This is a genomic window from Bradyrhizobium sp. SZCCHNS2022 (assembly GCF_032377575.1).
Taxonomy (GTDB): domain Bacteria; phylum Pseudomonadota; class Alphaproteobacteria; order Rhizobiales; family Xanthobacteraceae; genus Bradyrhizobium; species Bradyrhizobium aeschynomenes.
In genome coordinates, this window is sequence record NZ_JAUHHZ010000001.1 from 3,044,721 (window position 1) to 3,057,302 (window position 12,582).

The following is a 12,582-nucleotide window of genomic DNA, read 5'->3' on the forward strand; positions in this document are numbered from 1 at the left end:
CTGATCAGCGTGATCAATGCGGAGGCAAGACATGTTGCTGCAGGCGGCCAAATCAGCTGCGGACGCCGTGCCCACGCCCCTGCCACCCGCGCGCGCGGTGACCAGCTCGTCGCTTCTGCTCACCGAGAGCCAGCAATCCATCGGCGGCCCACCGTCGCTGATCGAAAGGCTCAGCCTGCGCGAGCGTGAGCAGGTGCTCAAACAGGGCCGCCGCAAGGTGCTCAACCGCGGCCAGACGCTGTTCAGCCAGGGCGCAAAGCACGACGGCATCTTCCTGGTCGAGAGCGGCCGCATCCGGGTGTTCTACACCTCGCCGCAAGGCCGAGAGATCACGCTGGCCTATTGGCATGTCGGCAATTTCGTCGGCGGCCCGGAGGTGTTCGACACCGGCGTGCATCAATGGTCGGGCGTCGCCGCCAGCAATGCCAGCGTGATTCAGCTGCCAGGCAAGGAGCTGCGAGCGCTGGTCGCCGAGATCCCCAATCTCGCAATCGGGCTGATCGAAGGACTGAGCTTCAAGGGGAAGTGCTACTCCGCGCTGGCGCAAATGCTGGGAACACGTTCGATCACCGAGCGGCTCGCGCATCTTCTGCTGCATCTGGTCGACCTCTACGGCGTCGACGATCCCGAAGGAAAGGTCATCGCCGCGGCCTTCACCCATGCCGACATCGCTCACATGGTCGGCGCGACGCGGCAGTGGGTGACGATCAGCCTCAAGCGGATGCAGGAGAAGCGCATCGTCCAGACCCGGCGCTCGCAGATCGTGGTCTGCCGGCCCGATCTCCTGGAAGAGATGCGCGGTCAGGCCGCCGATTAGCCGGCCTGCTCATGCAAGCGGCTGTCATGTGCGAAATTGCCCAAGGAGTACGCAACCGGGATTTGACGGCAACTAATCCACCCGCTGCCGACTTCCGGATTTGCGCTCGCGGACGCGGCCTTCATCATGGCGCCATCAACCATCCAACCGAACGGGGATGAGAATGGTCCGCTGCCATCACGCGCTCTTACTGTCCGTCACCTGTCTGTCCCTGATCGCGGCGCAGCCTGTCGCAGCAGAGACCGTCACGATCGGGATCGGGACCCAGGATACGACGACCAACACGGTCACCGCCGGCACCATCGTACGGCAGCTCAAGCTGCTGGAGAAGTATCTCCCCAAGGACGGCAAATACGCCAACATCAAGTTCGAGATCGAGTGGCAGAACTTCACCTCCGGTCCGCCCGTCACCAACGGCATGATGGCGAACAAGCTGCAATTCGGCATGATGGGCGACTACCCGCTGATCGTGAACGGCTTCACCTTCGAGAACAATCCCGAAAGCAAGAGCCGGCTGATCGCGGTCGCCGCGTACAATCTCGCCGGCTCCGGCAACGGCATCGTCGTTCACAAGGACTCGCCGTACTACGAACTCTCCGATCTCAAGGGCAAGCTCGTCAGTGTCCCCTTCGGCTCGGCCGCGCACGGCATGGTCCTCAAGGCGCTTCAGGACGGCGGCTATCCGGCGGACTTCTTCCAGCTGGTGAGCCAAACGCCCGAGGTCGGATCGACCAACCTGCAGGAGAAGAAGATCGACGCCCACGCCGACTTCGTGCCGTTCGCCGAGCTGCTCCCGTTCCGCGGTTTCGCCCGGAAGATCTACGACGGCGTCCAGACCAACCTGCCGACCTTCCACGGCGTCGTCGTCCGCACCGACTTCGCCGAGAAATACCCCGAGGTCGTCGTTGCCTATATCAAGGCGGTGATCGCCGCCAACCGTTGGCTGCGCCAGGATCCGAAAGCGGCGGCTGAAAAAATCCAGGAATGGACCGGGATCAACAAGGAGGTCGTCTACATCTTCCTCGGCCCCGGCGGCAACATGACCACGGATCCGACGATCAAGCCGGCGCTGGTCGATGCCGCGGCGACCGACGTCAAGGTGCTGCAGAGCCTCGGCCGCATGAAGGAGTTCGATCCGAAGAAATGGGTCGACGACAGCTACATCCGCAAGGCCTATGCCGAGCTCAAGCTCGACTACGACAAGGAGCTCGCCAGCACCGCGAACTATGAGGTCTCCGGCGAGGACAAGTTCTGCAACAAGCCGATCACCGAGCCGCGCAAGTCCGGCGAAGTCTGGGTCGACGGCGAGGGCATCACAGCCTTCAGCAGCGCGGCCTGCACGCTGGGCGCCTATGCCGACCTCAAGGCCAAGGGCAAGAAGATCAACGTCGCCTATGTGTTCGACACCGCGCGCGGCATCAAGCTGTTCGCCGACCAGGCCTTCTTCGCCGCCGCCAATGGCGAGATCGCGCCGTTCCTGCTGAAGAAGGACGCCGAGGCCTACGCCGCGAAGATCGGCGGCAAGGTGATGGGGCTAGACGAGGCCGTGAAGCTGGCAGTGGTGGGAGGCAAGACTTGAGCAGCCCCGCCCTTATGACCTCGCCCGACCAGGCTGCGGCGGTCACCGCGCCTGGCGCCGCCATCCCGCCGAGCCGGCCGGAGTTTTCCGCCCGCGCAGCGCGCTGGTTCCGGCTCAATCAGGACCGGCTGCGAGCCTTGCTGATCGGCACCGCCTCGCTGATCGCGTTCCTGATCGCCTGGCATCTGCTGACGACCTACCGCGTCGTCTTCTTCGTGAAGTTCACCAACGTGCCGGCGCCGCTGGCGGTCTATGCGAGCTTCACCAAGGCGATCCACGATCCGAAATTCCTGATGCACATCCTGCTCAGCTGCCGCCGGATCTTCATCGGGTTCTCGCTGGCTGCACTGGTCGGCGTTCCGCTCGGTCTGATCATGGGCCGCTTCAAGCTGGTGCACGAGATCGTCTTTCCGGTCGCGGAGGTGCTGCGCCCGATCCCCGCCATCGCCTGGGTGCCGATGGCGATCATGCTGTGGCCGACCAACGAGCAGAGCATCGTCTTCATCACCTTCCTCGGCTCGTTCTTCCCGATCCTGGTCAATACGCTGCATGGCATGACGCTGGTCGATCCCGTGCTCGTGCGCGCCGCCAAATGCCTCGGCGCGCGCGAGACCTCGATCTTTCGCGAGGTCTACTTCCCGGCGTCGCTGCCGCACATCTTCACCGGCCTCACCGTCGGCATGGGCGTCGCATGGGTGTCGCTGATCGCGGCCGAGATGATCTCGGGCCAGTTCGGCATCGGCTACTTCACCTGGGAGGCGTACTCGCTGGTTCAATATGCCGACATCGCGCTCGGCATGATCGCGATCGGGGTGCTCGGGCTCGGCTCGAGCCTCGTGATCCGCGCCGCCGGACAATTGGTGATGCCCTGGAGGTCACGATGAGCCACGCCGCATTGGAGACCCGCCAAGGCCATATCGAGGTCCGCAACTTCGCCTTGAGTTATGAGACCATCGACGGCGCCGTCGAGGCCGTCACCGACACGCAGATCCATGTCGCACCCGGCGAGTTCGTCTCGATCGTCGGTCCCTCGGGCTGCGGCAAGTCGACACTGCTCAATGCCGTGGCGGGCTTCCTGAAGCCGACCTGCGGCATCGTCACGGTGGACGGCAACGCCGTCACCGGACCGAGCGCCGAACGCGGCATGGTGTTCCAGCAGTACTCGCTATTTCCGTGGAAGACGGTGCGCGAGAACGTCGAGTTCGGGTTGAAGATGCGCGGCATCCCGAAATTCGAGCGCGCACGCGCGGCGCGCACCTTGCTGGGGCTCGCGGGCCTCGAGGCGTTCGAGAACCACTATCCCGAGCGGCTTTCCGGCGGCATGAAGCAGCGTGTCGGCATCGTGCGCGCCCTCGCCACCGGCCCCAAGGTGCTGCTGCTCGACGAGCCGTTCGGCGCGCTCGATGCGCAGACGCGCATCATCATGCAGCAGATCCTCACCAACATGTGGCAGCGGCTGAAGATCTCGGTGCTGTTCGTCACCCACGACATCGACGAGGCGATTTTCCTGTCGGACCGCGTCTACTGCATGACCGCGCGCCCCGGCTCGATCAAGGCCGAGATTCAGATTCCGCTGGAGCGGCCGCGACAGCAGGCCATGATGATGTCGTCCGAGTTCCTGGCGCTGCGCCGTGGCCTGATGTCGCTGATCCGCGAGGAAAGCCTGAAGGCGATGGGCGGCGAGATCACCGATCTGGGCATGCAGGGCCTCAGCATCGAGCTGCAGGGCCATTCCATCGCCGACATTCTCTGAGGCAGCGCCTCATTCTCTGAGGCGGCGCCTGACGGGCCCGTTCAGGAGTCGCGCCGATCGATGTGAATCTTGCCCGCCTTCATCACCAGCGGGATGTGATCGCCCTGGCCGAGCAGGCAAGACACGTCGCGCAGCGGATTGCCGTCGACGACGAGAAGATCCGCAATCGCGCCCGGCGCGATGCGGCCGAGCTTGCCTTCCATGCCCAGCACCTCGGCGCCGATCACGGTGGCGCTGGCGATCGCCTCGCGGGGACCGAGAATGTCGGCGCGGATGCGAAACTCGTCGCTCTGCAGCCGCTGCGACGGGCCCAGCAGGTCGCTGCCGAAGCCCATCTTCACGCCGGCTTCGCGATAGATCTCGAGCGAGCGCAACCCGGCGTCGCGCACGTCCGCGATCTTCGCGACGCTCTCCGGCGGCAGGCCGTATTGCGCACCCTCATTGGCAAGCGCCTCATAGGTGACCAGCGTCGGAATCACGTAGACGCCGTGCTCGGCCATCAGGCGGGCGGTCGGCAGGTCGACGAGGTTGCCATGCTCGATGGTGCGCACACCGCAGCGCACCGCGCGCGCGATCGCCTCCGCCGTGTAGGCGTGCGCCAGCACGTAGGTGCCGCGTCCCCTCGCCTCGGCGACGATGGCGCGGATCTCGTCCTCGGAATAGCCGAACGCGCCGACCGGATCGGTCGGCGACGCCACCCCGCCTGACGCCATGATCTTGATCTGGTCGGCGCCCATCTGGAGCTCCTCGCGCACCGCCTTGCGCACGCCGTCGACGCCGTCGGCCACCCTCGCCAGCGCGCCGACGCGCACGCAGCAGGGACAGGGCGCGTTGTCGGAGAGGAAATCGGTGCGCGCCCGCATGTCGCCATGGCCGCCGGTCTGGCTGAGCGCACGGCCGGAGACGAACAGCCGCGGGCCTTCAGTGAGGCCGGTCTCGACCGCCTGCTTGAGCGGATAGCCGGCGCCGCCGGCGTCGCGCACCGTGGTGAAGCCGCGGCGCAACATGCCCTTCAGCAAAATCGCCGAGCGCAGGGTGACCAGCACGTTCGGCATCTGCACCTGCTGGGCGAGGTTGAGCTCGACCGCGATCGCATGGACGTGCAGGTCGATCAGGCCGGGCATCAGGGTCTTGCCCTGGAGGTCGATGGTCTGGTCGGCGCTCGCCTGCAGTGGCTTGTCCGAGACCTCCTTGATCAGGTTGCCTTCGACCAGGACGTGCCGCCCTTCGAGCAGGTCGGGCTGCAGCGGGTCGAGCAGAGCGGCGTTCTTGAACAGGATGGTCGACATCAAGGTGTCCTCGATCGGAGCGAAGCGTGCGTCAGCGGGCGAAGCGGGCCGACGATGACGGTGTTCTCCCCTATCCTGTCCTGCGGCTTCGAGCCAGCCCGGGACGGCATACCTGTCTTCTCAGCCGATCGACATCAGGCTGGCATTGCCGCCGGCAGCTGCGGTGTTGGTGGAGAGACTGACCTCGGTGACCAGCCGGTCGAGATCGTAGCAGCCGTCGCTGGTGCGCGGCGTGACGAGCGGGATGATCGGCCCGGGGCGCGCGGCGAGGTCGCGGCCGAGCGCAATCAATTCATCCGTTTCGCCTTCGGCGAGCACAGCCTGCAGATCGCGGAGCGCCCGCCAGCTGTCGACGATCCGCAGGCGGCCGCGCAACTGGCTGCTGAGCGGTCCCAACACGGCACAAGCAGGGTTGGCGCGTTCGACGAATGCGTCGTTGCCGGTCATCAGAATGACGCCGATCTGGATCAGCAGCGCCTGCTCGCTTCGCGCCAGTGCAGCGACGGCGCCGCGCGAGGTGATGCGATAGATGTTCTGCTCGCCGACGGGACCTGGCAGCTCGATCTCGAAGCCGGCCAACACCTGGGGCCCATGCGCCTCGCACGCCAGCGCGGCCTCGGCATGTCCGCTGGCGCGCAACCCGTCGAGGTAAGAGCGCGTGACTGCGTCGGGCTGCGACGCCATGAGCCGCTGGCGCGGCGGCGTCGCGAACAGCCGGCGCAGATACAGCGGGCCGCCGGCCTTCGGCCCCGTTCCGGACAGGCCGGAGCCGCCGAACGGCTGCACGCCGACGACGGCGCCGATGACGTTGCGGTTGACGTAGATGTTGCCGGCCGCGCTGCGGCTCGACGCACGCGCGATGGTCTCCGTGATCCGCGAATGGATGCCGAAGGTCAGGCCATAACCGGTGAGGTTGATCGCTTCGATGAGATCAGCGAGCTGCTCGCGACGGTAGCGCAGGACGTGGAGCACGGGGCCGAACACCTCGCGCTCGACATCGAAGATGCTGGCGATCTCGATGATTGTCGGCGCGACGAACGTGCCATGCGCCGCCTGCGGCGGCAGCGGCAGCCGCTCCACGGCATGACCGCGCGCCTGCATCGTCGCGACATGCGCCTCGAGCGTGTCGCGGGCCTCGCCGCTGATCACAGGGCCGACATCGACCGACAGCGACGCGGGATTGCCGAGTTCCAGCTCGCGCATCGCGCCGCGCAGCATCGACAGGATGCGATCGGCGACATCCTCCTGCAGGCACAGGATGCGCAGCGCCGAGCAGCGCTGGCCGGCGGAGTCGAACGCCGAGGCGATGACGTCGCCGACGACCTGCTCGGCGAGCGCCGAGGAATCCACGACCAGCGCGTTCTGGCCGCCGGTCTCCGCGATCAGCGGCACCGGCTGTCCATGGACGGTGAGGCGCTCGGCGAGCTGCTTCTGGATCAGTAGCGCGACGTCGGTCGATCCCGTGAACATCACGCCCTGCACGCGGTGATCGCCGACCAGCGCCGCGCCGACGCGGCCGTCGCCCGGCAGCAATTGCAGGACATCCGTGGGCACCCCGGCCTCATGGAGGATGCGGACCGCCGCGGCGGCGATCAGCGGTGTCTCCTCGGCCGGCTTCGCCAGCACCGGATTGCCGGCCGCGAGCGCCGCCGCGATCTGGCCGGTGAAGATCGCGAGCGGAAAATTCCACGGGCTGATGCAGACGATGGGCCCGAGCGCGTTGCAAGCGTCGTCGCCTGCGACATTCTCGATCTCGCTCGCATAGTAGCGCAGGAAATCGACGGCCTCTCGGACTTCGCCGATCGCGTTGGCATAGGTCTTGCCGGCTTCGCCCACGATGAGACCGATGAGAACGGCGCTGCGCGCCTCCATGGCGTCGGCGGCGGCACGCAGAGATCCCACGCGCGCACGCGCGGGCGTCGCCGCCCAGGCAGAGGCCGCGTCGGCTGCCCGCGCCAGCGCGGCCGCGATGTCGGATGGACTCGCGTCCCTGACCTCGCCGACGATGTCCTCGTGGTCGGCAGGATTGCGAACAAGGCGATGGCATTTGTGCTCTTCCGCCATCGACGGCATGGCTTGCCATGCGAGGCGCCCGCTCTCGGCGAGCGCTTCGCCGAGCCGCGCGAGTTCGCCTTCGTCGGACAGATCGAGGCCAGCCGAGTTCAGTCGCCTGGCGCCGAACAGCCGTCGCGGATGACGGATCTTGTCATGGGGTGCACCCGGAGCCTGCGAGGAGCGCACGAGCGCCACCGGGTCCGCGATCAGTTCGTCGACGGACACCGCCGGATCGGCGATGCGATTGACGAAGGAGGTGTTCGCGCCATTCTCCAGCAGCCGGCGCACCAGATAGGCCAGCAGCGTTTCATGCGATCCCACCGGCGCGTAGATGCGACACGGACGGTCGAGGCGGTCAGAACCGACGACCTCTTCGTAGAGCGGCTCGCCCATGCCGTGGAGACATTGAAACTCGTATTGGCCACGATAGAAATTCGGCCCCGCCATTTCGACGATCGACGCCAGGGTTCGTGCATTGTGGGTGGCAAACTGCGGAAACACCGCGTCGGGCGCCGCCAGCAGCTTGCGCGCGCAGGCGAGATAGGACACGTCGGTGTGGCTCTTCCGCGTGAACACCGGGAAGTCCTTCAAACCGTCGACCTGCGCACGCTTGATCTCGCTGTCCCAATAGGCGCCCTTGACCAGCCGCACCATCAATCGACGTTGCGAGCGGCGGGCAAGATCGACGAGCCAGTCGATGACGAAGGCGCAGCGCTTCTGATAGGCCTGGACGACGAAGCCGATGCCGTTCCAGCCGGCAAGGTCGCGATCGAGGCAGAGCGCTTCGAGCAGATCGAGGGACAGATCGAGACGGTCGGCCTCTTCGGCGTCGATGTTGAGACCGATGTCATACCGCCTGGCGAGCCCTACCAATTGCTTCAGGCGCGGCAGCAGCTCCGCCATCACCCGGTCGCGCTTGATGCGGCTGTAGCGCGGATGCAGCGCCGACAGCTTGATCGAGATGCCCGGCCCTTCATAGATGCCGCGCCCGGCCGAATGCCGTCCGATCGCATGGATCGCGGTTTCGTAGGCGGCGAAGTAGCGCGTGGCGTCGTCCGCCGTGGTCGCCGCCTCGCCCAGCATGTCGTAGGAGTAGCGGAAGCCGTGTCCCTCCCAGCGCTGGCCGTTCGACAGCGCCTCCGCAATCGTCTGGCCTGCGACGAACTGCTCGCCCATCAGACGCATGGCGAGCGTCACGCCCTTGCGGATGATCGGCTCGCCACCGCGTGCGATCAGCCGCGTCACGGCAGACGCCAGACTTTCCTCGCTGGCGGCAGCCGTCAGCCTGCCGGTCACGATCAGACCCCAGGTCGCCGCGTTCACCAGCAGAGACGGGCTGTGCCCGATGTGAGCGCGCCAGTCGCCGGTGGCGATCTTGTCGCGGATCAGCGCGTCGCGGGTCGCCGCGTCGGGGATCCGCAGCAAGGCCTCGGCCAGGCACATGAGCCCGACGCCCTCCTGGCTCGACAACGAATATTCCTGGATGAGGCCTTCGATCCCACCCGACCGCGTCCTGCCGCGCAGCCGCTGAACGAGATCCCGCGCCAGGGCGGCAGCCCGCTGCGATGGTGCCTCGGCAAGGGTCGCAAGCTCGAGCAGCGGCGCGAGGCACTCGGGTTCGGCGCGACGATAGGCCGAGGTGATCGCGGCACGCAGCCCGCTCTGCACCCGGAGCTGCGCACCGAACTGCGCAAACGGCATGGGGACGTTCTCCAGTGAATCGATCGTCTTCATTCTACCGGATACTGCCGCGTCGGTGCTCCTCTAATCCCGTCGCCCCTCGAGCATAGCGACCTTGCTCTGGACGATCGGAGCGTCCTCTTGATGAAACCCTTGTCGCGGCGGCAGGCTCGTCCAGGTGGCCCGACATGCCGGAGTTCCATTGCGAAGGTGGTGACGCTGACCTGACGGAGGCCGCGTGAGCCGCAGCGATCGGCAGTGTGCGCCATCGCCGACTGGGTCAGGTCGGAGCTACGCCACGCGCGTCGCCGAACCCGCCATTCAGAATCGCGAGGCCAGCTCGACGAGTTGCCGATGTGCCCTGTCTCGCGCCGCGCCCGTGTGCTCGGACGGCCCGCTGGTCGGCCCAAGGGCGACGAACCTGACGTCGCGGAGGCCCATGAAACGCAGCGCCTCGCGCAGATAGGGCGTGGCAAGATCCGATCGGCCGCGGCTCATGCCCGTCGCGAAGTCACCGCCGCTCGCGAGGATCACGAGCGTCGGACGGTCCTTCAACAGCGGCAGATAGCCGCGCGCAGGATCGAAACGGAAGGTGAGACCGGGCTGGTTGATGATGTCGAGCCAGTGCTTGAGCTTGTAGGGGATGCCGAAATTCCACATCGGCGTCGAGATCACGACGCGCTCGGCCAGATCGAGCCGCACCGCCATGCGCTCGGCGATCGCGAAAGCCGCGCGTTGGCTGTCGGTGAAGGCACGCCCGCCCATGCGCGCATACTTCGCCTGCAGGATTTCGCCATCGAATTCGGGCAGGCTCTCGCGCCACAAATGCATCTCGTCGACGTCCCAACCCGGCCGTGCCTGCCTGAAACGGTCGAGAAAGACGCGTGCGCCAGCGCCGGATTCGGAGTCCGTACGCGGCGAGGCGACGAGATGAAGCAGCTTGGGCATGCCCTACCCCAGCGCTTTGATCACGGCATCGGCCCGGGTGACGACGGAGACGTTCTGCAGGGCGAAGTTGATCGACGCGTTGTGCCAGTCGGCATTCATGGTCGAGCAGCAATCCTCCGGCACCACCATGAAATAGCCCTTGTCGGCGCCGGTGCGCGCGGTGTGCTCGACCGACATGTTGGTCCAGGCACCGGTGTTGATGATGACGTCTCGTCCGGTGGCTTTGAGGATCGTCTCCAGCCGCGTGCCTTCCCACGCGCTCATCCGCATCTTCTCGACGACGAAGTCGCCGCTGCGCGGCTCGAGCCCCGCAACGGGCGCCGCGCCCCAGCTGCCGCGGACCATCGCCTTGCTGTCGACCAGCCCCTCGAACAGCGGGGCGTTGAGCGTCACCCCGGGCGCGCCGGGCTCGACCACGAACCAGACATGGATGATCACGACGCCGCGCGCCCGGGCGGCCTCGGCCAGCCGACGGACGTTGTCGACCACGCGCTGCTGCTTGGCATGACCAGGCGCTCCGGACTCGGCAAAAGCACCGCCATCCATGATGACGTCGTTCTGGAGGTCCTGGATGATCATCGCACAGCGGCGCGGATCGAGCTGCATGTCGCCCGTTGCCAGTTGCGGCGCCTGCGGAGAGGACGACGTTGTGGCGCCCCCAGGCCGCGCACTCATGTACGGCTCGTGGCGCGGACCGACCTTGGTCGCGATCGCGTAGACCGAATGGGTGGCGGTGAGATAGAGCGTGCGAAACTCAGGCCCGCCCCAAGCCAGGTTGGCGACCAGCTCCGGCACGCGCACCTTGCCGAGCAGTTCGCCACCGGGCGCATAGACCCAGACGCCGCCCGGCGCGGTGACCCAGACATTGCCGCGCTGATCGCATTTCATGCCGTCGGGCACACCCGGCTCGAGCTCCGAGCGGATGCCGCTGGCGAAGACGCGGCCATTCGACAACGTACCGTCGCTGCCGACGTCGAACACGCGGATCACGGCCTGCACGGTGTCGTTGACGTAGAGCAGCTTCTCGTCCGGCGAGAAGCACAGCCCGTTGGGCTGATCGAACATGTAACGGTCGACCAGCAGAAGCGGCGCTCCGCCCCCCGGCGGCACGCAATAGACGCCCTGGAAGCCGAGCTGCCGCGGCCGCTCGACGCCATAGACCGGCATGCGGCCATACCAGGGGTCCGAGAAATAGATCGCGCCGCTGGAGTGGACGCACACATCATTCGGGCTGTTGAGCTCCTGGTTCTGAAAATGCGACGCCAGAATCTCGCGCCGCCCGTCGGGCCGCTCGCGCACCAGCGACGACGTCGCGTGCTCGCAGACGATGAGGTTGAGCTCGGCATCGTAGGTCATGCCGTTGCATTTGCTCGAGGGCCGCCGCATCTCGACGACGCCTCGCTTCGCATCCCAGCGGCGCCGCACGTCGGCCGGCATGTCCGAGAACAGCAGGAACTGCTCGGCCGGGTGCCAGATCGGTCCCTCCGTGAATTCGAATCCGGTCGCGACCTGCGCCACCGGCGCGTAGGGATCGATCAGGCTCTCGAATCCAGGACGCAAAGTGACGTGGGTCATGACGCGTCCTCACGCCGGAAACCAGTGCCGCTGTGGCAGCGATTGCACGACGGGGCCCGGCACTTGGTCGTGCAGTCGCCCGACCACCATCCCGCCCTCGATCTTGGCGGGACGGTCGTGAACGGGCAGCAGGTAGCGCGAGCTCGACAGCAGCTTCTTGATCGCCGCCTTCTCGGCGCGCTTGCTGGTGCCATGGTTGCCGGTGGTGCGCGGCTCGGCGTCCTGGATCTCGTTGAACGGCGTCACGATCTGGTCGTTGAAGTCGTAGATCACGTCGCCGCAGATGGTGGCGATGCCGTCGGCGGTGTGGACATGAACGTTCATCGATCCCTCGGTGTGGGCGTTGGCGGCGTCGCAATAGACGCCGGGCATCAGCTCCACCGGGCCAGTCAGCTCCAGATCGAGGAAACGCAGCGCGCTCTTGGTGTGCAGCCTGTCGATCAAATGCTTGATGTCCGGCGCCGGATATTGCGGATGCATCAGGCCGGAGACGGAGTATTCGAGCTCGCGGCGGTTCAGCACGACCGTCGTGTTCATCGGAAACAGATCGTCCTTGCCGGCATGATCGATGTGCAGATGGGTGTGGCAGACATAGCGGACGTCGCCCATGCGCACGCCGTGGCGCGCCAGCTGGTTCTCGATCATGTTCTCATGGTACTGCAGGCCGCGCATGCCCAGCGTCTCCATGATCTGGTTCGAGCGGTAGCCGGTGTCGACCACGACCGGATAGGGCCCGCCCAGGATCAGGAATCCGAGCGTCAGCACCCGGCGAGTACGGCCGCAGTCGCGGCCGAGCACGAGGAAGCTGGATTCCAGCTCGATATCACCATAGTCGAGAATCTTGATTTCCAGCGCCATGAGCGTTCCCTGTTGCTTTTGTTGTCGT

The 12,582-nt window shown here is 66.3% G+C and carries 9 protein-coding genes; 4 read left to right on the forward strand and 5 right to left on the reverse strand.

From position 1 onward, the window contains the following. Positions 1–31: 31 nt before the first annotated feature. The 4 genes from QXZ94_RS13570 to QXZ94_RS13585 all read left to right on the forward strand — a co-directional run bounded on the left by QXZ94_RS13570 (position 32) and on the right by QXZ94_RS13585 (position 4,149). The gene (locus tag QXZ94_RS13570) at positions 32–817 is read left to right on the forward strand and encodes a Crp/Fnr family transcriptional regulator (protein WP_315720824.1); all 786 of its coding nucleotides are present in this window, start codon (positions 32–34) and stop codon (positions 815–817) included. 163 nt (positions 818–980) lie between these two features. Then, entirely contained in the window at positions 981–2,396 is a 1,416-nt protein-coding gene (locus QXZ94_RS13575; RefSeq protein ID WP_315720825.1) for an ABC transporter substrate-binding protein, read from the forward strand. Continuing rightward, entirely contained in the window at positions 2,393–3,280 is an 888-nt protein-coding gene (locus QXZ94_RS13580; RefSeq protein ID WP_315720826.1) for an ABC transporter permease, read from the forward strand. The genes QXZ94_RS13575 and QXZ94_RS13580 overlap by 4 nt, the downstream gene beginning before the upstream one ends. After that, positions 3,277–4,149, forward strand: coding sequence for an ABC transporter ATP-binding protein (locus tag QXZ94_RS13585; protein ID WP_315720827.1), 873 nt, complete (start codon positions 3,277–3,279; stop codon positions 4,147–4,149). Before QXZ94_RS13580 ends, QXZ94_RS13585 begins: the two co-directional genes overlap by 4 nt. 41 nt (positions 4,150–4,190) lie before the next feature. On the opposite strand, the gene QXZ94_RS13590 is transcribed toward QXZ94_RS13585, so the two are convergent. The 5 genes from QXZ94_RS13590 to QXZ94_RS13610 form a co-directional block, all read right to left on the reverse strand. Continuing rightward, positions 4,191–5,438: an amidohydrolase family protein gene (locus QXZ94_RS13590; protein ID WP_315720828.1), complete on the reverse strand. Its 1,248-nt coding sequence runs from the start codon at positions 5,436–5,438 to the stop codon at positions 4,191–4,193. Positions 5,439–5,558: 120 nt separating this feature from the next. Next, entirely contained in the window at positions 5,559–9,194 is a 3,636-nt protein-coding gene (putA, locus tag QXZ94_RS13595) for a trifunctional transcriptional regulator/proline dehydrogenase/L-glutamate gamma-semialdehyde dehydrogenase (RefSeq protein ID WP_409998747.1), read from the reverse strand. 300 nt (positions 9,195–9,494) lie between these two features. Continuing rightward, positions 9,495–10,121 (reverse strand): NAD(P)H-dependent oxidoreductase, encoded by a 627-nt coding sequence (locus tag QXZ94_RS13600; RefSeq protein WP_315720830.1) that lies wholly within the window; start codon positions 10,119–10,121, stop codon positions 9,495–9,497. 3 nt (positions 10,122–10,124) lie between these two features. Further along, positions 10,125–11,696: an isochorismatase family protein gene (locus QXZ94_RS13605; protein ID WP_315720831.1), complete on the reverse strand. Its 1,572-nt coding sequence runs from the start codon at positions 11,694–11,696 to the stop codon at positions 10,125–10,127. Between the two features lie 9 nt (positions 11,697–11,705). After that, positions 11,706–12,554 (reverse strand): MBL fold metallo-hydrolase, encoded by an 849-nt coding sequence (locus QXZ94_RS13610; RefSeq protein ID WP_315720832.1) that lies wholly within the window; start codon positions 12,552–12,554, stop codon positions 11,706–11,708. Between the last annotated feature and the right edge of the window lie 28 nt (positions 12,555–12,582).